Raw genomic sequence first — 22,811 nt, 5'->3', positions numbered from 1 at the left:
TGGTTGAGAGATGCATACCGACAACCCAAAAGTTACCCCAAACCCCTAAAGGGGCTTAATGCTCCGTTTATAATTTGAGGTGGTTGTGAACCCGAAACCCGAAACTTGAAACTGAAAACTTTAAACTGTCAATTGATTATGACTGTATTTGTTGAGAAATTTGTTGATATCAAAATATTGCGTTATGAATTGCCGGGCTTCGAAAAGTTGAGCCTTCAGCAAAAGCAATACATCTACTATTTGAGTCAGGCGGCTTTGTGCGGCCGCGATATTTTGTTCGATCAGAATAACCGCTGGAACCTGCGGATTCGTCAATTACTGGAGACGGTCTACAAAACTTTTGGTGGCGATCGGGACTCGGACGAGTTCAAGGCTTTTCACCTGTACCTGAAACAGGTATGGTTTGGCAACGGCATTCACCATCATTATTCCACCGAGAAGTTTAAACCGACTTTGAGTCGCGAGGCATTTGAACAACTTTTAGCGCAGGCTGATTTGAGTGGTTTGAGTTTTCAACATGAATTGCCAGCGGTGCTGGATGTGATTTTCAACCCGGAACTGGACGCGAAAGGAATCAGCCTCGACAGCAACAGCGACTTGCTGAAAGCATCGGCCATGAACTATTACCAGGGCGTGGCGCAGGAGGAGGCTGAAGAATTTTATGAAGCCAAGCGCAAGAGCGTTCCGAAACACGCGCCTTCGTTTGGACTGAATTCAACCTTGGTGAAGGAAAACGGGACCTTGAAAGAAGACGTTTGGTTTAGCGGCGGTAAATACGGGAAGGCCATTCAACAGATTGTTTCCTGGTTGAAGAAGGCCGTTGAATTTGCTGAAAACGACCTGCAAAAAGAAGTGATTGCCAAATTGGTGGATTATTACGAAACCGGCGATCTGAAGCGCTTTGACGATTACAGCATTGCCTGGACAAACGAAAATGAGGGGCTGGTTGATTTTGTCAACGGCTTCATCGAAATATACGGCGACCCGCTTGGCATCAAGGCCAGCTGGGAGTCGATTGTGAACTACAAAGACCTGGAGGGAACCAAACGGGCACTCATTTTGTCGGAGAATGCGGGTTGGTTCGAAGCCAATTCTCCGGTCGATACGAAGTATAAAAAGACGGAGGTTAAAGGAGTCAGCGCCAAGGTGATTCACGTGGCCATGCTGGGCGGCGACTGTTACCCGGCTACCCCGATCGGTATTAACTTGCCCAACTCGGAGTGGATTCGCGAGGAATTCGGTTCCAAATCGGTGACCATCGAAAACATTACACAGGCTTATTTCCAGGATTCGCTGGGCAACGGCATGCTGGAAGAGTTTGCCGGTTCGGAAGCCGAAATAAAACGTGCCCGGGAATTTGGGCAGTTGGCCGGAAACCTGCACACCGACCTGCACGAATGTTTGGGACATGGTTCGGGACGTATGATGCAAGGCGTGAAGCCCGAAGATTTGAAGAACTACTATTCGACCCTGGAAGAAACCCGTGCTGACTTGTTTGCCCTGTACTACATTGCCGACGAGAAGTTGCTGGAGCTAGGCCTGGTGCCGTCGGTTGAGACAGGGAAGGCTGAATTTGATGCCTACCTGCGCAACGGACTGCTGACCCAGTTAACCCGCATTGAATTGGGTAAGGACTTGGAGGAATCGCACATGCGCAACCGCCAGCTGATTGCCAAATGGGCTTACGAACACGGCAAGGCCGATGGGGTGGTGGAACTGGTAAAGCGCGACGGCAAAACCTATGTGCAGATTAACGATTACGCCCGTTTGCGCGAGCTGTTCGGTGAGCTGCTGAAGGAAGTGCAGCGCATTAAATCGGAGGGCGATTATGCGGCGGCAAAGACATTGGTTGAAAGCTATGCCGTTAAGATTGATATCGACCTGCACCGTGAAGTGCTGGAGCGTTTCAAAAAGCTGAATATTGCGCCTTACGCCGGTTTCCTGAACCCGGAACTGAAGCTGGTAACTGCGGCCGACGGAACGGTGACCGATGTGGCGGTGGAATACCAGTCGGACTACACGGCGCAGATGCTCCAATATAGCGATCAATTTGGTTTCCTGGTGAAGTAAGCTTTGCCCAATGAGTCATCGGATGATTAGCTCCGGATTTTTTCTGAAGCTAGTTGCCTAAAATTCGATGCACGAAAGGAAGAGAACTGAGCATTGAGCACTGGGAAGTGGAGAAAGGGTGGTATCACTACTGATTGATCAATGGGCGATTGCTGCCTGCCTATCGGTTTTCGATCGAGTATTCAGAATAAGCTATTTTTTGACTAACCCCGTCGTTCGCAGAGCTCGCGCCACCCCTCTCTGCCCGCAGAGAGGGGATAGAATTAAAACGATCCGTAGGATTGGTTCAATTCAGGGGAGAGTTATGAGGAAGTGTATTTTTGTTTTGAAAGTCTTCTTTTAACCGATTCCGAAGCTGTTTCTCCGTTTCTATTACAGATAAAAATCAGCCTTGACTTTTTTGTTTACTTTTTGTGGCAAGACAAAAAGTAAAATCCGGCTGATAAGCCATTTAGTCATTGACGTGCCGGGTTCTGGCTTTAATTAAAATACAGATTGAACCAAGTTGGTTGGTATTGGATAGACTGGATTTTAAACTGCCTGTTTTAACTGGCGGTTGCCGCTTGCTTTGCTTTTAGCTCCGCCAGTTCCTGCAATTCATCCGAATACTTGGGCAGTGTAAAGCTAAAGGTTGAGCCAATTCCTTCGGTGCTGGTAACGTCAATTTTGCCGTTCAGGATATCGCAAAACTCCTTACAGACTGACAAGCCCAATCCACTGCTTTTTTCGCCGTCGGTGCCGTAACGCACATCTTCCCGGTCAAGGCTGAACAGTCGCTGCAACTTTTCGGGCTTGATACCCAGCCCGGTGTCGCTCACCGAAACCCGGGCTTCCGCTTCGTTGCAGCGGTAGTCGATACGCACTTTTCCGTCTTTTGGGGTAAACTTCAGCGCGTTGTTAATCAGGTTGCGGCAGATGGTGCGTACCATATCGCGGTCGGCCCAAAGCTGACAATCATCAGCATCGGTTAGTTCCAGGGCGACCCCTTTTCGCATGGCAACCGGAAGATACAGTTCATAGCATTCATCCAGAATTTCGTTCAGGTTAATGCGCTGCAGTTGAGGGTTCATCCCACCCGACTGGCTTTGTGCCCAAAGCAGCAGGTTGTCGGTCAGGTCAAGTACCTGCTCGTTTTTGCGGTCCATGTCGACAGCCATTTTCGAGATATCCTCGTATCGGCCGTCGTGGAGGTAAAAGTTAAGTAGCTGCACAAAATTGGAAACCGAAACCAATGGGCTGCGCAGGTCGTGCGCAATAATGCTGAACAGTTTGTTCTGGGTGCTCACCGATTTTTGCAGTTGCACGTTTTGGTCGGTAATTTGCTCTTTCTGCTCAAAAATCAGTTTACTCTGTTGTTTGAGCATGGCGCTCACTTTGCGGTAGTAGAACATGAAATAAAGCACCACTGCCATTACCAACAGCAGGAACCCGATGCCCAGCCACATCAGCAGCTGGTGCTGGCGTTCCAGTAGCAGCTCGTCGGCCTGCAACTGGTTTTCCTTGCCCAGTAAGGCAATCTCTGCATTTTTTTGATCGGTTTCGTATTTCTTTTCCAGCTCCAGTAACTGGTTCGCTAAATCAGCTTGGTAGAGGCTGTCTTTTAGAGCGCTCCATTCACTTTGATAGTCGAGCGCTTTGGCATAATCAGATAGGCTTTTATTGGCTTTGGCCATTGCGCTGCTGCATAGGTAAAGATTCTTGAGGTTCCCGAGAATCGATTTGCGGTTTTCAATCTCCTCTGCAATTTTAAGTGCTTTAAGGTAAAACTGATTAGCGCCGGAATAGTTGCTCTGATCGTATTGTATTGCGCCTAAAACCCGATAGCACCTTTCGATGCGCAGTTTGTCTCCTATTTCGATGTAAGCACTAAGTGCTTGTTGGGTGTACGTCAAGGCCTCGGGATATTTTTTTTGACGGTAATAAAGCGCTCCCATGTTGTAGGTGAGCTGGGCCATTTCTTCAGGTTCTCCTAACTGCTTGCATTCTTGATACGCTTTTTGGAAAAACTCTTCCGTTTTCAAATAGTCTTTTTGATCTGCATATACATTTCCCTCATTCATGAAAACCAAATATTTTTGGCGGTTCGAGAGTTGAAACGAGAAATCTAACTCCAGAATGCGATAATATTTCAAGGCACTTTCATAATCCTTCATTTTTCTGTGTGTCTGGCCAAGTATGTTTAAAACATCAAAGCGCAGGTCAAAAGGTGTTGAAGCAGACAATAATTCCTGGGCTATCAACAGGTTTTCTATTGCAGATTTGAAATCGTAGTTTCGTTGTTGAATACTGGCTTTTAGTGAAAAGGCTTTGAGTTGTTGGATAGTGTCAGCTTTGTTTTTTGCTTCATTAATTAGCTCATTGAGCAAAAACAGGGCACTATCTTTTTGTCCTAGCTTGCTTAGAATCTTACTTTCTTCATAACGAGAATCCCAAACCAATTGTAAAAGGTTTGCTTTAGCGGCTTCTACAACAATCTGTCGGTTTAAGATCAAAGCACTGTCCAATTGTGTATCGCCCATCGTTTTTGCCTGTTCAATTAGCAGTCTCAAGATACTGCTGTCTGGCATCAGGCTATCTTGAGAAGAAGCACTAATGGCCGAAATTAGAAGCAATAGTGAAGCAAGCATTTTGGGAAACCTAAACATAGCTTATTGGATGTTGACTATTGTTAAAGGCTTGAAGATAGTAAAAACAAATTCAGTTTGATTTTGTGGCAATTAAATATTGCAGTAAATGAGTTGATAATGTGGTTTTTATTGAAACTAAAAAAGGAGCGGCTGGAGCTCCCTTTTTTTGTGATAAATTTCAAGGCTATGACTAATCTCCGTCACCAAAGTCAATATCCGTTTCTTCGTCGTCAACACCCTCGTATCCTGCTGATTTTGTTTGTTGAACGACGCATTTCACGGTTCCGTAGCTGCTGGCGCCACTTTCAATTTCTACCGAAGTAAACAGCACATTTGTTTCCGGGCCGCACATCAGCTGGATATCGGTGGATACGCTGATGATGACGCCCCAATAGGTTTTTCCGCTTTGGGTAATTTCCTGCTGGGCAATGCTGACAATGTTTTGGGTGCGTGGGCTTTGGAAAACCACGTCGAGGGTGTAGTTACCACTACTGCCTTTGGTTAAGGCGAGATAAGGTTTATAAGTCTTCATAATTAATTTAATTGATACTATAATAGTCGAACGGTTAAACAGACTTGTTATTGTAAAGTAATGATGAAGATTTTGTAAATATAAATTATGGAGTTCGTCGATTGGGGCTTGAGATTGCTTCTTGATACTCGTCATTGCGAACGCAGTGAAGCAATCTGTCGGCTTTTAGTAAACTGATACTTGCCGGGTGCTCCGTTCAGAGGGAGTTGATTTTGGCGGCAGCTTCGCGCCATTCGGTTAACTCGCGTAATTCGTCGGAGTAAAGTGGAATGGTGAAACTGAAGGTACTTCCAACGTCCTCGGTACTTTCTACCTCAATTTTACCTTGCAGGATGTCGCAAAACTCCTTGCAAACCGACAAGCCCAAGCCACTGCTTTTTTCGCCGTCGGTGCCGTAGCGCACATCTTCCTTGCTCACATTAAACAGGCGTTTTTGGCGGTCGGGACTGATTCCCATCCCGGTATCCCTGACCGAAATGCGGGCGTTGTTGCCTTCGCAACTGTAGCTTATGGTAACGGTTCCTTCTTGCGGTGTAAATTTCAGGGCGTTGTTCACCAGGTTGCGGCAAATGGTGCGCACCATGTCGCGGTCGGCCCACAGTTGGCAGTCGTTGCCGTCGAGCAGTCGCAGTTGAATTTCTTTGCGCTCGGCAATCGGCAGGTACAGCTGGTAGCATTGATCCAGGATCTCGTTCAGGCTAAAACGTTCCATTCGCGTTTTCAAGCCGCCCGACTGGCTGCGGGCCCAGTTCAGCAGGTTGTCCGTCAGTTCCAGCACCTGTTCGTTTTTGCGGTCCATTTCCTTGGCCATGCGGGTAATGGAATCGTAGCGGCCATCGCGGATGTAGAAATTCAGCAGCCGCACAAAATTGGAAACCGACACCAGCGGACTGCGCAGGTCGTGCGCAATGATGCCAAACAACTTGTTCTGGGTGTTGATGGCCTTTTGCAGCTGGACATTCTGGCTCGAGATCTGTTCCTTTTGTTCGAAGATGAGTTGGCTTTGCCGTTTCAGCTGTGCATTCACCCGGCGGTAATATACCATGAAATACAGTACCACCCCCATGATCATCACCAGCAGACCGATGACCACCATCATAAACTTTTGGTTTTGCCGTTCGAGCAGCAGTTCGTCGGCTTTTAGCTGGTTCTCTTTTCCCAGCAATTCAATCTGGGCATTTTTCTTATCGGTCTCGTATTTTTTTTCCAGCTCCAACACCCGGTCGGCCAAATTCTGCTGGTAAAGGCTATCATTCAATTCACTCCAGGCTCCTTGATAATCCAAAGCTTTTTCGTAAAAGCTATTATCTGAGTTTGCTCGGGCCATTTGCCGATAAGTTGAGAATAGATTTTTGTAATTAGCTTTAATTGAATTGGGATTTTGGATGTCCCTGGCTATTTCGAGGGCGGTAAAATAATAGTTTTCTGCACGCCGATAGTTACCAAGGCGATATTGAATTGCCCCCAATAGGCGATTAGCCAATTCAATAGACGATTGTTTCCCGATGTTTGTATAACGCTCCAAGGCTTTTTGGGCATATTCAATCGATGTACTGTATTTTCCCTGCTTGAAGTAAAGATTCCCGAGGTTATAGGTAATGAGTGCCAAATTTTCGGGCTCGTCTAATTTTTGAATTTCGGAATAGGCTTTCAAATACAATTCCTCTGCGCTTTCCAGATCGTTTATCTCAGCATAGACGTTTCCGGTGTTCATATACACAAAGAATTTTTCCAAATCATCGAGCTGGTAAAAGTATTCGTTGGCTAGTTGGCCGTAGTATGTTAAGGCAGAACTATAGTCCTTCATTTTTTTGTGAGCCTGCCCCAGGGTGTTCAGCACATTGAAGCGGAGGTCGAAAGGAGAAGTGCTGTTCAATAACTTTTGGGCAGCAACTAAATGATTAATGGCCTGTTCAAATTCGTAATTGTCAGAATAACATCCGCCAAGCTTTGTTAAAGCCTTGATTTGATAAATGGTATCCTTGTTAGCAACAATGTCCTTAAGGGTAGTTTGAAGGATCGTGAGCGCACTGTCTCTCTCTCCCAGATCGGAGTAGGTCGTACCTTCGTTGAGTTTAGCATCCCACTTCAGTTTTTGGTAACCCGCCTGCTCTGTTTCATTCGCGATCTGTTTGTAAAGTACCAACGCGCTGTCGAGGCTAAGTTTAGATAAACTATCGGCTTGTTCCAGCCTCGTTTGGAAATAACTCCTGTCATGAATTTCCCGGGCTCCAAGGGGAGGAGACAGGTGTGTAATGAATAGAAAAACAAGTATTTGAATATACCTGGACATCGGAGCTGTGGGTTATAACTGTTTTGCGCAGTTAAGATACAAAAATCCCTGCAGTTCGGTTTTCCGAAGATGAATATTTACGATAAATAGATCGTTCTTTCAGTGCTTGTCTCGTTAAAAAAAAAACGAGAAGGAATTTCATAACTCCTTCTTGTTTTTACCGTCTTAGTTTTTTCCACCGTCATCGGTTGTTGTGTCCGGATCATCCGGATCCGATGGTGGATCATCGGGCGTCATCAAATAAAATTTGTAATCTTGAACCATCGTGTTTCAATTTTAAAAGGTGAATAATTAAATCGTTGCCAACGAAGAATCCGCGAAAGTTGAATCAGAATCTGCGTTGGCCAACGATCTCCATGTCTGATAATTCTAAAGATAAGACGAATTAATTAAACTTAAGTCCTATTCTTGTTAATTAAATTTAAAATGTGTCGGTAAGTGTTCTATAACAATTCGGCAAACAGGTGTAGTGAGTTTTATTAGATTTGATAAGTATTTGGATTCTAGTGTGTCGGTTTAAACGATCCGAGCTGGTTTTCGGTCGCTTGCTACATCGAATGCCAGGTTTACGGCAACCGGTGGTTCTCGTTTTCAGTCATTGAAAACGAAGTTTATTATTCGGTATTGCAACCGGATTTACGTTCTGTTAATCACGTTGAATTGAATGCTATGAGAAATTTATCGAGGTATTTAATCGTCGCCCTGTGTTTACTGGCTGCTTCCTGCCTGGTTATTTCCGTTCATCCGCTGTACAAGTCGGAGGATTTGTTTGCCAACGATTTGTTGCTGGGTCAATGGGTAGATCAGGACACGAGCATTTGGCAGTTTGAGTATGGTTACACGGGTGAGCCAATTCCCGAGAATACCGATAGCACGGCTTATTTGCTGCGCTTTCTCGAAAAGGGGAAAAGTGAATTTTCTTCGTCCGAATTCAAAGTCCACCTGATCAATTTGAGAGGTATTTATTTTCTCGATTTTTACATTCAGGAATATGGCGAGGATTCGGGAAACGGGCAAGAACTGTTCGATTTACACCTGTTTCCGGTGCATAGTTTTGCACGCCTCGATTTGAATGAAGACGGGGCGACCATCCGGTGGTTCAATCCCGATTGGCTGAAAGGTTTAGCCGAAAGCGGACAGTTGGAGCTCAACTACGAACTCGAAGACGGCACCTACCTGCTGACTGCGCCCACCGAACAGCTGCAGCAATTTGTAGTAAAATACGCTAACGACGAAGCTGCTTTCGACGATGGGTTCACATCCGTTTTGAAACGGCAGGATTAGGTCAACGGTTCCTGCCTGGATCGCTCGCTGTTTGGGGCGCCTCAACGGGTTTTAGCTGAAACCAATGGTCAACAATTTGGGTGTAATTTTTTTCGTGCTTGTGCCGGTAAGTATTGGTGCGTGGCACTGGCTCGTAATTGTGGCGGTATTTTTCGATGTTGGCGATAATGCTTCGCAAAGCACGAATAAAAAGATCGACCTCTGCATTGGTCGTCGTCGGATGCAGCGACCAGCGCACCCAGCCCGGTTTGTCGGACAGGTCGCCGTGGTTGATCTTTTCGGTAATCTCCGATGATTCCTCGTAGCTCACTTCCAGCAAAAAATGCCCGTAAGTTCCGGCGCAGGCGCAACCGCCACGAGTCTGGATTCCATAAAGATCGTTCAGCAAACGAACCAGCAAGTTGTAATGAATGCCCGGCACGTAAAAGGAGATTACTCCGAGCCGGTCGCGCTGGTTGTTGGCCAGAATCTGAACTTCGGGAATGCTGTCCAAACCGGCGAAAGCCAGTTCCAGCAACTCTTCTTCGCGCTGGCGGATCATGTCAACGCCCATCTGTTCTTTCAGCTGGCAGCACAATGCCGTGCGGATCGATTGCAGAAAACCGGGTGTGCCGCCGTCTTCCCGCGCTTCAATGTCATCCACATATTTATATTTTCCCCAGGGATTGGTCCAGTCGACTGTGCCGCCACCGGGCTGGTCGGGCACTTCATTGTGGTACATCGATTTGTCGAAGATCAAAACACCCGACGATCCGGGACCTCCTAAAAATTTGTGCGGCGAAAACAGGACGGCATCCAGTTTCATCATCGGGTCTTCCGGGTGCATGTTGATGGTGTCGTAGGGTGCCGAAGCCGCAAAGTCGATAAAAGCCACGCCGCCGTGTTCGTGCATAATTTTAGCCAGCTCGTAGTAGGGCGTTCGTATGCCGGTTACATTGGAACAGGCCGTGAAAGCACCGATCTTAAAACTCCGGTCCCGGTATTCTTCCAGCTTTTGGCGCAGGTTTTCTGGCTTGATCAGCAGATCCTCGTCCGGTTCAATGATCACCACATCGGCGGTGGTTTCGTACCAGCTGGTGTGGTTGCTGTGGTGTTCCATGTGCGAAATAAAAACCACCGGCTTTTCGGTTTCGTCGTGCTTGCCGGGAATTTGTTGTCCCTTGTTTTTCAAACCAAGCATGCGCTGAAATTTATTGATGACGCCTGTCATTCCGGTTCCGGCTGTAATAATGACATCGTTTGGCCCGGCGTTGACATGCTGTTTGATCAGTTTGTGCGAAAGGTGGTAAGCGCTCGTCATCAAGGCCCCGGTTTCGCTGGTTTCGGTGTGCGTGTTGGCTACAAATGGCCCGAATGTTTTCCGGATCTTTTCTTCAATGGGCCGGTACAGCCGTCCGCTGGCAATCCAGTCGGCATACACGATTTTTTGTTCACCAAAGGGGCTTTCAAAGCTTTGGTCGATGCCGATAATCTCGGCTCTGTACGGTTCGAAGTAGTCTTCCAAATTGCGCATAGCTGAAGTTATTTTTCCGGTTTCAGCTTAAAGTAAGCAGATTCTACTGACATAAAAACAGAAAAATATCAGGTTTTGAACGAGATGACGGAACGACATTTTCATCGGGGTGACAATTCGTCACCTTTTGCCAATGGCACAGGCTTTGAAAAAGAGAGGGGGTAAATTGTAAAATTCGAAGTTTAAAATTTAAAAATATGACGACGATGCAAAAAGGTAAAATTGGCGTATCAAGCGACAACTTATTCCCGATTATTAAAAAATTCCTCTATTCTGATCATGATATTTTCTTGCGCGAGATCGTGTCGAACGCGGTGGATGCTACTCAAAAGCTGAAAACCCTGGCGGCTCGTGGCGAAACAGCTGTTTCGGTTGAAAACGCGAAAGTGCGCGTTTCATTCGACGCTGAAAAGAAAACCATCACCGTATCGGACAACGGGATCGGGATGACGGCTGAAGAAGTCGAAAAATACATCAACCAGATTGCCTTCTCCGGCGCGAACGAATTCCTCGATAAATATAAAAACGATGCCAATGCGATCATTGGCCATTTCGGTTTAGGGTTCTATTCTTCGTTCATGGTTTCGCACAAAGTTGAAGTGATAACGAAATCGTACAAAGAAGGAGCGCAAGCTGTGCGCTGGGAATGCGACGGAAGCCCGGAATACATCCTGGAAGATGCTGAACGTGCTGAAGTGGGAACCGACATCATCATGTATGTGAATGAAGAGTCGGAAGAGTTTCTGGACAAAGCGCGTTTGAACGAAATTCTGAATAAATACTGTAAGTTCCTGCCTGTTCCGGTGGTGTTTGGTAAGAAAACTGACTGGAAAGATGGTAAGGAAGTAGAAACAGAAGAAGATAACCAAATCAACGATGTGGCTCCGGCCTGGACGAAGAAACCGGTTGATTTGAAAGATGAAGATTATACCTCATTCTACCGCCAGTTGTATCCGTTTGGCGACGATCCGTTGTTCAACATTCACCTGAATGTGGATTATCCGTTCGAGCTGACTGGTATCCTCTATTTTCCGAAATTGAAAAACACGGTTGAGGTTCAGAAGAACAAAATTCAGCTGTACTGCAACCAGGTGTTTGTAACCGACTCGGTTGAAGGTATCGTGCCCGACTTCCTGACTCTGTTGCACGGGGTGATCGACTCACCGGACATTCCGTTGAATGTATCACGTTCGTACTTGCAAAGCGACTCGAATGTGAAGAAAATCAGCAGCCACATCACCAAGAAAGTGGCCGATCGTTTGCAGGAAATTTACAAGAGCAACCGCGAAGATTTCGAGAAGAAATGGGACGACCTGAAAATCTTCATCGAGTACGGTATGCTGACCGAAGAGAAATTCGAAGAAAAAGCACAAAACTTCTTCCTGTTTAAAAATGTGGATGGAAAATACTTCACATGGGAAGAATACGAAACGCTGATTAAAGACAACCAGACCGACAAAGACGGCAACCTGGTTTACCTGTATACTAACGATCAGGACGAGCAATACACCTTCATTCAGGATGCGAAAAACAAAGGTTACGACGTGCTGATTATGGACGACGTACTGTCGGCTCACCTGATCAACAAATTCGAGCAAAAAGACCCGAAAAAACGCTTCGTTCGTATCGACTCTGATGTAGTGAATAACCTGATCCAAAAAGAAGAAGAAAGCGATAAACTGAGCTGGAAAGAGCGCGAAGAGCTGAGCCCGGTATTCCAGGCAGTTTGCCCGGCTAACAACGGCGTACATTACCAGGTTGATTTTAAACCGATGGGCGAGTCGGGCCAACCGATGGTGATTACCCGCAACGAGTTCATGCGTCGCATGAAAGACATGAGCAAGCTGCAAGGTGGCGGCGGAATGAACTTCTACGGTGACATGCCGGAAAGCCTGAACCTGGTGGTGAACACCGATCACCCGCTGGTGAAAAAGGTATTGGCTGAAAAGGACGCTGTTTTGGGCGGCGACTTAGGTAAAGTGAACGAAGACCTGACTGCATTGAAAGCAGAACAGGATGCACTTGAAAAAGCCAAAGAAGGTAAAAAAGACGAAGAAGTTCCGGCTGCAGAAAAAGAAAAGCTGGACGATCTTCAAACGAAGATTTCAACACTGGAAAGTGACAAGCGTGAGCGTTTGGAAGCTTTCGGGAAAGACAACAAACTAGCGAAACAATTGGTTGATCTGGCCCTGCTGGCTAACGGCCTGCTGAAAGGTGCCGATTTGGACAAATTTGTTCGTCGCAGTGTTGAGCTGATTAACTAGGCTTCAATTTTACATGTGAGATATTCCTTAGCCATCGGGTTTCGACCTGGTGGCTTTTTTTGTCTTTTGAAAGTCGGTACACGCAAAGTCGCAAAGCCGCTAAGTGCTGCTTTTTTCTCCTATCTACTGCTTTCAACTGTTTTCCATTGCCTTCAACTGTTTCCTGCAGCTTTCATCTTTTTCGGAATACGCTCCATTCGTGGTTTCTAAATTTCAAAATGGGCGCGAATTCTCAATCTGAGAACGATGTTTTTGGGGATTATCAGATTGATTCCGTTTTGTTCGTTTTCTTTGGCTTTGTTTGTCAGTTGTTTATGGCAGTGAGGTGATCCAACTGGCAATTCGTCTTTGCATGGAATGCCATTTGTAATACTTTTGTGTCACTGGATTAACGCAATTTCGATTTAGTTTCCTTTTACATAGCAGGGAATCATTTTCTAAGCAGAAATTGAATCAGCGAACCTGACGGCAAAATGACGTTCAGGATAATTAAGTATTGATAAATTAAAAACAAAAGATATGACAGGATTTAGACAACGTATTGGATTAATGGCTGTGGCGCTGACTGTGGTTTTGGCGTCGTGCAGTACCAGCAAAGTGGTGGTGATGCACCAGGATGTTGCCAAACAAATGGAGGCAGAAGGAAATTATGCTGCGGCAACCGAGTCGTGGAGTGCTTATTTCAATGAGCAAACGACAAAGGGAACTGAAGTGTCTGCAGAGAGTTACGCACAGGCTGCCAAAGTAGCTGTAAAAGCTGACCGGAAAGATTTGGCAGAAAGTTGGTATGTTCTGGCTGCTGCCGGCGGCTATTCCGATCCGGAAATGCAGCTGGAGCTGGCGGAGATTTACCGCGGACAAAACGAAATTCCGAATGAATTGACGGCACTTGAAACCTTCAAGGAAAAATATGCGGCGGCACCTGAAATCAGCGAAGTGAATGGCCGCTTGTTCGAGCTTTACGCCATGATGAAAAAAGATGAGCAGGCAAAAGCTATTTGGTCGGATTTAAACGAGGAACAACGTCACCAGAAAGAATATTTGGACGATTATTTCAAAATCGTGTCGAAAGGTGAGGACAAGGCTGCCATTGAAGCAGTTGCGGAAGATTTGGTAAAAGCTGACCCGGAAAATGTGAAAGCACTGGAATGGTTGGGCGAAACCTACTACCACAAAGCAGAAAACAGCTACCAGGCCGAGATGAAGGCTTACGAGAAAAAACACACGCAAGTGCAGTATCTGCATTTGACGCAGGAGCTGAAAGTGATCAACGGTAATTTTAAAAAGTCGTTGGAATGCTTTTCAACTTTGTGGGATTTGGATCAGAAGAAAAGCTACGCGACTTACCTGACCAATATCTATGCTCGCTTCGACAACAAATCGAAAGCAGATTATTACCGGAAATTTGTGAACTAAGAAAATACACGACAAAATAATTTATACCAAAGAGCCGACTCAAATTTGAGTCGGCTCTTTGGTTTTGATGTCGGTTTTTGTTTGTATTTTCGGGCTAAAATAAAGCAGATGGACGGACGAAAAAGAGCGAATATCAAGATAGAAAGTCACGTTGAGATTGTGCAAAAACAGGATCAGCGGACGGGCGAACTCACCGAGGGTTATGTGGCCCAAATTCTGACCAAATCGCCGACACACCCACATGGCATCAAAGTTCGACTGGAAACAGGCGAGGTGGGCCGTGTGCAGAACATTTTGGAAGATGATTAACGGAATAGTATGAAAGTAATAGCCACCAATATTGGAGAAGCCGTAGAGATTGAATGGCGCGGTAAAAAAGAGTTGACCGGAATCTACAAATACCCGGTTGATCAACCGATCTTTTTAGGAAAGACCGACGTTGAAAAGGATCAGGTGATTGATCGGAAATATCACGGCGGAGAGGAGAAAGCCTGCTATCTGTATTCCATGAATCACTATTCTTTTTGGCAGCAACGCTATCCGGAATCCGATTGGGAACTGGGCTTCTTTGGCGAAAACCTGACGGTTGAGGGCATCGATGAATCCTCAATCCGGATTGGCGATATTTACCAATTGGGTGAGGCGGTGGTGCAGGTTACACAACCACGTCAGCCTTGCTACAAATTGGGCATCCGTGCCGGCAATCAGCAAATCGTTAGCGATTTTTGGGATTCTCCGTTTCCCGGCGTTTATGTGCGTGTGTTGCAGGAAGGCGCCGTGAAGACAGGCGACGAAATGGTGTTGGTCGAATCTGCTTCGGAGAATATGACACTGGCCGAGGTTTTCGCGCTGTTCACGCAGGAGCACACAAACGTTGAAAAGCTCCGCCGAGCAGTGGCCATTCCCGAAATGGCAGCTTCCTGCCGCAAGGATTTAACCAAGCGCCTGAAATTTGCAGAAGGAGAACTGTAACCACCGGAATAGCGATTTTAGCTAATCAACTTCAGTGCTTCGCTTACAGTATCGACAGGCAGCTTACACGAGTTATTCTCGCAAACAAAAATCCGCGTTTTTCCAGGCTGAATCCGGTTTAGCAGCAAGGGTAAACTCTCGCTATTTCCCGGGCAAATCACGCAATTGGGCAGATAGGTACTATGCAATTCCGTGGCAAATCCCAGTGCTTCGGGGCCTGCAATCGCTACTTCATAGTGCGGCATCTCCTGATCGATCGCCACATTCAACCAATTGGCATGCCCCGACGGATAAGTCAGTACGCTGTCACTGACCACCAGTAACATGGCTTGTGCCGTAATCGGGTAATTCTTGCGGTTAATCAAACGTCCCAACCGGTTCAGGTTGTTAGCCATCACCGAATTTGATGCCGGAATCACATTGTCCTGCACCTCAATACTGCGGCTAATCAGGTCGGTTTGCCCGTCGCGGCTGAAGTAGAAAATGGTGCGCTCGGCATTGTAGAAATCGCGGAAGCAGGTTTCGCAAAAACGATCAGCCTGCTTCAGGTAATATTCTTTACCGGTCACCTCAAACAAGTCAATCAATGCCTGAATCAACAATGCATAGTCCTCCAGAAAGGCATCAATTTTAGCAATGTCATTTTTGAACGAATGAAGTAGCATGCCAGGTTCCGGTTGTAATTTCGTTAGCAGGAAATTGGCATTCTTTTCAGCCAGTTCCAGGTATTCTGCGTTTCCGAAAGCCTTGTAGCTTTCTACCAGTCCGCTAATGACTAGTGCATTCCACGAAGTCAGAATTTTATCATCCAATCCCGGGCGTACGCGTTGTGCACGTATTTCCCGAAGTTTCGATTTCCATTTGGTGATCTTTAACTGGAGGATTTCTGGATCCAATGATTTGGAAGCTGCAAAAGCTACGTCGCTTTGTGTGCGAAGAAGAATGGAGTTGTCGTCTTCCCAATAGCCAGTTTCGTTCACATTGTAGTAATCGGCAAACAGATGGTAATCTTCGCCAATAGCCGTTTTCAGCTCCTCTTTCTGCCAAACATAGAACTTGCCCTCCACGCCTTCGCTATCGGCATCCAAGGATGAGTAGAATCCGTTTTCGGGCGAGAGCATCTCTGTTTTCAACCAGCTGATTGTTTCTTCGACCACCTGGCGGTACAGTTCGTTTTTAAATTTTCGGTAAGCCTGCGCGTAAATGCTCAGCAGTTGGCCATTATCGTAAAGCATTTTTTCGAAATGCGGCACTTTCCAATACGAGTCGGTCGAGTAGCGGGCAAAACCTCCTCCAACCTGGTCGTAAATTCCACCGTAAGCCATTTTCTCCAGCGTCTTAAGAACGTGCATTTCTGCGACTGCATCAGTTTGCTGGTGCGCGTAGCGAAGCAGAAACTGAAGGTTAACGGGCATCATAAATTTGGGTGCTCCCTTGCTTCCACCTTCCTGCAGGTCGAAGTTGTTTTGCCAGGATTTCACGGCGGCCTGCACTGCTTCGAATTCCACTTTTCGAACATCGGCAGTCACGGGAATCAGCGAACTTTGGGTGATTCCTTCGGTGAGTTTCTCCGCGTAATCCGTTGTTTTGTCCGGGTTCTGTTTATGGTAGGCAGCTATTTGCTGCAGCGTATTCATCCAAACGTCTTTCAGGAAATAAGTTCCTCCCCAGATCGGTCGACCATCGGGTAGGGCCACCGCATTCAGCGGCCAGCCTCCGCGTTGTGTCATCAGTTGAACGGCCGTCATGTAAATCTGATCCACATCGGGGCGTTCTTCCCGGTCAACTTTAATGCAAACATAGTCGCGGTTCATGACTTCGGCTACCTGCTCATCCTCGAAAGATTCGTGTTCCATGACGTGACACCAGTGACAGGCAGCATAGCCAATACTAATCAGCAACAGCTTGTTTTCATCTTTTGCTTTCTGCAAGGCTGCTTCGCCCCAAGGCATCCAGTTTACCGGGTTGTGGGCGTGTTGAAGTAAATAGGGAGAGGTTTCGTGAATGAGGTCGTTGGTATGTTTTTGTTCGGTCATGGCTGTCTGTGTTCTGTTTTCTCCAAGCTGAAACAGTCGCCGCTGGGAAAAGTTCTGATAAAGAGGGATGAGTTTTAGGAAGCGTCATTTAAAGTCAATCGATGGTCGGTGGGAAGGCTTTATTGGTCATTAATGGTCATTTTGAGGTCAATCAATAGTCATTTATCGTTGAAATTTGTAAAACGAATGACAACCAAATGACAACCAAATGACAACCAAATGACAACCAAATGACAACCAAATGACAATTCCTATAATCGCCCCTGTTGAGTTGCCTAACTTATTTTCAGATGAAAATCTCCCCTCGCATATAGGTTTTCGCTTTTCCGGCAATAAGTACCCGATTCTCGTTGAGGGAGACGTGTAATTCGCCGCCGCGTTGCGACAGTTGCTGTGCGTTCATTTCGGTTTTCCCAAGGCGTTTGGCCCAGTAGGGGGTGAGCGATGTGTGTGCTGAACCGGTCACGGGATCTTCATCCACGCCTACTCCGGGGGCAAAAAATCGGCTCACAAAATCGACACTTTTACCGGGGGCCGTGACGATGACTCCGCGGGCATCGGTACGTGAGAGCTGTGCAAAATTCGGGCAAATATCACGAATCTCCTTTTCTGTTTCGTAAATCAGCATGTAGTCGGTTTTGCCTTTCAGGCATGCCGAAGGAAGTTTGCCAATGGCCTGAATGATTTGATTGGGGGCATCGATCGGGCGCATGGTGTCGGCTGGAAAGTCGAGCTGAAGTAAGTTCTCTTTTTTACTGACGCGCAAAGATCCGCTTAAACTACCAAAGGTAATTTGCTCGTGCGGGTAGTTGGCTTCCTGGAAAATGACATGTGCTGAAGCAAGCGTGGCGTGCCCGCACAATTTGACTTCGGCTTTGGGCGTGAACCAGCGGATTTCAAAACCTTCGGAGGTAGGCACAAAAAAGGCGGTTTCCGACAGGTTGTTTTCCATCGCGATCTGTTGCATGGTCTCTTTTGTCAGCCACTCTTCGAGCGGCACCACTGCTGCGGGGTTACCCTTAAATAAATCTTCGGCAAACGCATCAACCTGAAAAAGGGGAAGTTTCATGGCAAGTATTTTTTTGAACTAATTTACGATAATCACTAGAACTTCATTGATAGCCTCAGGTTAAGTTTACGTTCAGTCAGATAATTAGGTACACCAAACATGTCGCCGTAATTGCTGTACACCCAGAAATAGGAAACGGTATTTTTAATGCCCAGCAGGTTGAGGACTTCCAGGCTCAGAGAAAGTTCTTTAATTTTTTTCAGCAAAGCACTTTTCGGTTCCGCTGAATCCGCACTGATAATGCTTTTGGAAATCCCCATGTCGATGCGACGGTAGGGCGGCATGCGGAAAGTATCCATGTAGCGCTCGCCATTGGGTGGGCCGGTTGGCAGGCGTGATCCGTAAAAGGCAGCCAGATGGACTTTGTAGCTTGGGTTTCCCGGGAAATAATCCTGGAAAAACAGGCTGACGGTAAGGAACTGATCAGTTGGACGCGGAATCCAGCCATGGCCGTCACCATCAATATTTTCTTCGGTTTGCAACAGCGAGATGCTTGCCCACGATTGTACCCCACTGACAAACTCACCGTGTAGGCTCAAGTCGAGGCCCGCTGCATAACCTTTGGCTTGCTGGTCGGCCAGGTATTGAATCTGTACATTGTCGATTTGGTAGGGCGTCAGGCGCGAAAAATACTTGTAATACAGTTCTGATTTGAAGCGGAACGGCCGGTCCCAGGCCTGAAACAGGTATTCGCTTCCGGCAACAACCTGCCACGATTTTTGCGCTTTGGTTTCGGGATACACCTTGCCATCGCGATCTTTCAGCTCTTTAAAGAACGCTGGTTGCACGTAGCGTCCGCCGGAGAGGTGAAAGATGAATTGCTTTTCCCAATCGGGGAAGTAGCTGGCCGATATGCGTGGGCTTAGCAAAAACTCGCCTGAATACTCGCGGTAGTTGGCGCGCAGGCCGGAGGTGAGGAACAGTTTGCCCGACTCAATCGGCACGGCCCATGTATCCTGAATATGGGCTGAAGCTTGCCAGGTTGAAAATTGGTTGTTGGTATTGGTGGTGCTGTAAAGCAAAAGTTCCGAGTCGGAATAGGGGAGCGAGTAGCCGGTGGAGTCGCGCATCACCCATTCGTTTACCCGGTCGTTAATGTCTTCTGTTTGAATCTTGAATCCCCAGTTCAACAGGTGCTCTTCCGAGTTATAGGCTCCTTTGTGCGCCAGACTGTAAACAGTCGCATCCAGTTTGTTTCGGGCGTGGTTCAGGAAACTGCCAACGCCGAGGTTTAGGACCGAGTCACTCGAACCGGTTGCCCAATCTTGCTCCAGTTGGTTTAAGTAGTACTCACCTAAAATATCGTAATTCACCTCTTCTTTGGTTTGAAAGGCCGAGGCAATCAGCTTCAAATTAACGCGTTGGTTGGGGTGAAAATTGAAGGCCAACGCGCCGGTTTGGGTGTTGAAATGATCTTTTTCCTGGCCTTCGAAATAAACCTTTGTTTCGAGTGGTTGTGTCCAGGTTCCGAAAGTTGTAGTGCGGGTTTGCGGAACAAACAGGTAATCGTTTCTGGCAATGTTGCCCAGGAACGAAACATCAAAGGCATCCGAAAAGCGGTAAGTAAGGTAAGCTTGCAAGTCGGTGAAGTTCGGGTTGTAATCGCCCTCTTCGTCGAGGCTGTTCAATAAATAGCGGTTGGTTTTGTAGCGCGCACCGCCGATGAAACTTAGCTTTTGATTTTTTGTTGCATCTTCCAGATGAATTGAACCGCCTAGCAAACTCGCCGAGGCCGACGCGGCAAACGATTTGGGCTGACGGTAACGAATGTCGAGTACCGAGGCCATCTTGTCGCCGTACTTGGCATCGAAGCCGCCGCTGGAAAATTCGATGGATGAGACCATGTCGGCATTGATGAAACTCAGTCCTTCCTGCTGCCCCGACCGAACCAGGAACGGGCGGTATACTTCAATGTCGTTCACATACACCAGGTTTTCGTCGTAATTGCCGCCACGAACCGAGTATTGCGAGCTGAGCTCGTTGTTGGTGGATACGCCCGGCAGTGTTTTGATCAGGGCCTCGACAGCGCCCGACGAGGCATCGGGAATCACGGCTCCAAATTGCGGATCAATTCGAGACATGTTTTGCTGTGCCCGTCGTTGGCGGACTGTTACTTCTTCAATGTTTTCGTTGCTTGGTGCCAGTTGAATGTCGAGCTTGACTTTTTCGCCGGCTTTGGCCTGCATTTGTTGCTCGGTAGTTTCACAACCAATCATCGAAAAGATGATGGTCAACTGGCGATTTGCCGGGATTTGCAGCGTGTAGTGACCGTTTTTATCGGTTGTGGTGCCAATGGGGTAGCCCTTCAAACTAACATTGACTTCGGCCAGCGCTTCACCTTTGTCGGAAGAAACCGTTCCGGACACCAGCGCATTCAGCGTTTGGGCGTGAGGGCTGTGGTGGATAAGCAGGCAGAGTAGGATGGTCAGGAGTACAACTGGTTTCATTCAGCTAAAATAGGCTTTTCTATGTAACTGTTCTTATCCGGCGAAATTGTGTTGAGACTCTATCTTTTTAGTCGGAAAGATTGGTCGCTTGCAAAACTCCAACAGTTGCTGCAATTTTGTCAAACAGCATCAACCTTTGTTGTCCTTGTTTGGTTCTCCCTTCAGGGAGTTAGAGGGTAAAACAAGGACGTGTTCATAAGCTGCGTTTACAGTGAGTTTGTTATTCGTTAGTGATCTAAACTAGTCCTCCGGCCGGACGGGCCAATACTTTTCCAATCGATGAAAAGTATTCAAAAATCTTGTCAAAACGAACCCTCGGCCGGGCGTTTTGACTGCCGACGCACCGCTTCGAGAAACAGAAATACGAATTATGCTACACTGCTGGTGTCTGCTCATCGAATTACTCATTAATGATGTATGGATTTAGATTGAAGGCACACCTGAGATGATGATTGTTTGGTTTGCTCATATGCAACGCATTTGAAAAAAAGCTAAAAGCTGAATCCGTTTTTAATGGAAGTGAGTCGTTTCGTATCGCAGCAGATCAGTTTTATTGGACAAATCCAAATGTTATAACTTATTATCTCTTTGTTGTAGCTTCGTTTTCAGATTCGCACAGCAGATCGCAGGGGAAAAAACTCCGCAGGGCGCGGAGTTTTCTTATCTGGATTTCGTTTGGTATGTGCCGGAATCAATCCAGCTTTCGGTACACAAAATTGTCGTAAGTTACTTCGCCTTTGCCAAAAGAAATGAGTCCGGCGCGCAGGCTCAGAAACTCGCCGAAAACGTTGTGGTTGAACCCGCTCGCTTCGATGCTGCGTTCCACCCGTTCCCAGTTGTTGCCATCGGCACTGAAGTAGAAACTCACTTCGTTCTCTTCGTTCAGGATACGCAGGTAGCCATGTTTGCCCAGCTCGTTGGGAACACTGATCTTGCGTTTGCCGCGGTTGTAAACACTGAAACTCTTCTCATTGACGGCGATGTGCATGTTTCCGGTTTCATTGTAATACAGGCAAAGCCCGCCGGTAGCGCCATCGCTAAGGGTGAATTCAGCTTGAATTTCATACTTTCGGTCGCAGGCATTGACGAGTAATGGAGAGCTGTCTTCAAACGACTTTCCATCGGCTTCGAAAATCAATTTACCTTCTTCAACTTTTGCGCGCTTCGGTTCAAAGCGTTTGAAGAACTGCCATTGCAAGCCTAGTTCATCATGCGCAAAGTCATCGGAAAGTCCGGGATTCGTTAGTGTTGGTTTGCCGGCAGGGGCTGTTTGCTGATCTGCAGCCCCAATGCCTTCAGGTACTCGGAACCAGCCGTCTTCCGTCCACTCAATTGGTAGCATCAGCATTTGACGCCCTAGTGTCCAGAAATATTTTTCGTAGCCATGATATAGAATCCACCATTTTCCGGCGGTGTCTTCAACCAGTGTTCCGTGTCCCTGGTTCCACCAGCGTTCGCTGCGGTCTTTGGTATGAACCACCGGATTGTAGGGCGAATTTTCGAAGGGACCGTAAGGCGATTTGGCGCGAGCCGAAACCACCATGTGGGCGGTTGCAGGTCCTGCAGTTCCACCTTCGGCAGTGGTCAGGTAGTACCAGCCATCTTTCACGGTCGATTTGGGCGATTCGAGGCAGAAACACTCGGTACTCCAGGCTTTGGGGAATTGCCAGCCTTCGTAATTGAAAACCGGTTCGCCATCGGTTGCCAATCCGTCAGCAGTCAGTTTTACCACATAACCCCTCGAAAGATAAAGGTATCGATTTCCATCAGCGTCAACCAGGTGTCCGGGATCGATGAAACCGCTTAGTTTTAAATCGATGGGATCGCTCCACGGACCTTCGGGCGAATCGGCAAAAACCACCCAGTTGGTGCCGCCAGCCGGGAAGTAAATGTAGAACTTGCCATTCACGTACACTAAATCGGGCGCCCATACCGAACCCACATATTCGTTCAGCGCATGCGAAATGCGCTCCCAGTGAATCAGGTCTTTCGAATGCCAAACCAGCAAGCCCGGGTAATAGTCGAAGGAGGAGTGGGTGAGGTAATAGTCGTCGCCGACACGCACCACCGAAGGATCGGGATAATCGCCGCCCAACACCGGGTTGGAGAAGGTTGGGGGCTGTGCCCATGCATTTAACGCGATGGTTATTGCTATCAGCGACAATGTTAGTTTCGATTGAAGTGTTTTCATTGTTCTATCGTTTTCTTGGTTGTCGTTGTTTCTTGTTCCTGGTTTCTTATTCCCGGTTGGCGCAATTCGCGTTTTTCCCCAACCCGAAACTCGAAAC

General features: G+C 47.1%; 14 protein-coding genes. 6 read left to right on the top strand and 8 right to left on the bottom strand.

The window, feature by feature from the left end:
• Nucleotides 1-138 precede the first annotated feature (138 nt).
• Entirely contained in the window at nucleotides 139-2,070 is a 1,932-nt protein-coding gene (locus BC643_RS06555; RefSeq protein ID WP_120274178.1) for a dipeptidyl-peptidase 3 family protein, read from the top strand.
• Between the two features lie 545 nt (nucleotides 2,071-2,615).
• On the opposite strand, the gene BC643_RS06550 is transcribed toward BC643_RS06555, so the two are convergent.
• The 3 genes from BC643_RS06550 to BC643_RS06540 form a co-directional block, all read right to left on the bottom strand.
• Nucleotides 2,616-4,619 carry an ATP-binding protein gene (locus BC643_RS06550; RefSeq protein ID WP_170154483.1) on the bottom strand — a complete coding sequence of 668 codons (2,004 nt, stop codon included), beginning with the start codon at nucleotides 4,617-4,619 and terminating at the stop codon, nucleotides 2,616-2,618.
• Between the two features lie 268 nt (nucleotides 4,620-4,887).
• On the bottom strand, nucleotides 4,888-5,229 hold the full coding sequence (locus BC643_RS06545) for a hypothetical protein (RefSeq protein WP_120272330.1): 342 nt from the start codon (nucleotides 5,227-5,229) through the stop codon (nucleotides 4,888-4,890).
• Nucleotides 5,230-5,425: 196 nt separating this feature from the next.
• Nucleotides 5,426-7,522, bottom strand: a complete 2,097-nt coding sequence (locus BC643_RS06540; RefSeq protein ID WP_120272329.1) for an ATP-binding protein — start codon at nucleotides 7,520-7,522, stop codon at nucleotides 5,426-5,428.
• 669 nt (nucleotides 7,523-8,191) lie between these two features.
• Here BC643_RS06540 and BC643_RS06535 point away from each other — a divergent pair.
• Entirely contained in the window at nucleotides 8,192-8,806 is a 615-nt protein-coding gene (locus BC643_RS06535; protein WP_120272328.1) for a hypothetical protein, read from the top strand.
• Between the two features lies 1 nt (nucleotide 8,807).
• Here BC643_RS06535 and BC643_RS06530 read toward each other — a convergent pair whose 3' ends face one another.
• Nucleotides 8,808-10,319 (bottom strand): aminotransferase class V-fold PLP-dependent enzyme, encoded by a 1,512-nt coding sequence (locus BC643_RS06530; RefSeq protein WP_120272327.1) that lies wholly within the window; start codon nucleotides 10,317-10,319, stop codon nucleotides 8,808-8,810.
• A gap of 197 nt (nucleotides 10,320-10,516) precedes the next feature.
• Between BC643_RS06530 and htpG the strand changes: the two genes are divergently transcribed.
• The 4 genes from htpG to BC643_RS06510 all read left to right on the top strand — a co-directional run bounded on the left by htpG (nucleotide 10,517) and on the right by BC643_RS06510 (nucleotide 14,971).
• Nucleotides 10,517-12,583, top strand: a complete 2,067-nt coding sequence (htpG, locus tag BC643_RS06525; RefSeq protein WP_245994878.1) for a molecular chaperone HtpG — start codon at nucleotides 10,517-10,519, stop codon at nucleotides 12,581-12,583.
• Between the two features lie 519 nt (nucleotides 12,584-13,102).
• Nucleotides 13,103-13,999, top strand: coding sequence for a tetratricopeptide repeat protein (locus BC643_RS06520; protein ID WP_147377155.1), 897 nt, complete (start codon nucleotides 13,103-13,105; stop codon nucleotides 13,997-13,999).
• A gap of 108 nt (nucleotides 14,000-14,107) precedes the next feature.
• Nucleotides 14,108-14,308, top strand: coding sequence for a YwbE family protein (locus BC643_RS06515; RefSeq protein ID WP_120272324.1), 201 nt, complete (start codon nucleotides 14,108-14,110; stop codon nucleotides 14,306-14,308).
• 9 nt (nucleotides 14,309-14,317) lie between these two features.
• Nucleotides 14,318-14,971 (top strand): MOSC domain-containing protein, encoded by a 654-nt coding sequence (locus tag BC643_RS06510; protein ID WP_120272323.1) that lies wholly within the window; start codon nucleotides 14,318-14,320, stop codon nucleotides 14,969-14,971.
• A 17-nt stretch (nucleotides 14,972-14,988) separates the two neighbouring features.
• On the opposite strand, the gene BC643_RS06505 is transcribed toward BC643_RS06510, so the two are convergent.
• The 4 genes from BC643_RS06505 to BC643_RS06490 all read right to left on the bottom strand — a co-directional run bounded on the left by BC643_RS06505 (nucleotide 14,989) and on the right by BC643_RS06490 (nucleotide 22,714).
• Nucleotides 14,989-17,007: a thioredoxin domain-containing protein gene (locus BC643_RS06505; protein ID WP_120272322.1), complete on the bottom strand. Its 2,019-nt coding sequence runs from the start codon at nucleotides 17,005-17,007 to the stop codon at nucleotides 14,989-14,991.
• Nucleotides 17,008-17,293: 286 nt separating this feature from the next.
• On the bottom strand, nucleotides 17,294-18,076 hold the full coding sequence (locus BC643_RS06500; protein WP_120272321.1) for a PhzF family phenazine biosynthesis protein: 783 nt from the start codon (nucleotides 18,074-18,076) through the stop codon (nucleotides 17,294-17,296).
• Nucleotides 18,077-18,111: 35 nt separating this feature from the next.
• Nucleotides 18,112-20,523, bottom strand: a complete 2,412-nt coding sequence (locus tag BC643_RS06495) for a TonB-dependent receptor (protein ID WP_120272320.1) — start codon at nucleotides 20,521-20,523, stop codon at nucleotides 18,112-18,114.
• 691 nt (nucleotides 20,524-21,214) lie between these two features.
• Nucleotides 21,215-22,714, bottom strand: a complete 1,500-nt coding sequence (locus BC643_RS06490) for a family 43 glycosylhydrolase (RefSeq protein ID WP_120274177.1) — start codon at nucleotides 22,712-22,714, stop codon at nucleotides 21,215-21,217.
• Nucleotides 22,715-22,811 lie beyond the last annotated feature (97 nt).

This window comes from Mangrovibacterium diazotrophicum (assembly GCF_003610535.1).
Taxonomy (GTDB): Bacteria; Bacteroidota; Bacteroidia; order Bacteroidales; family Prolixibacteraceae; genus Mangrovibacterium; species Mangrovibacterium diazotrophicum.
The sequence above is the reverse complement of the archived record's forward strand: the minus strand, read 5'-3'. Positions and strand labels throughout refer to the sequence as shown.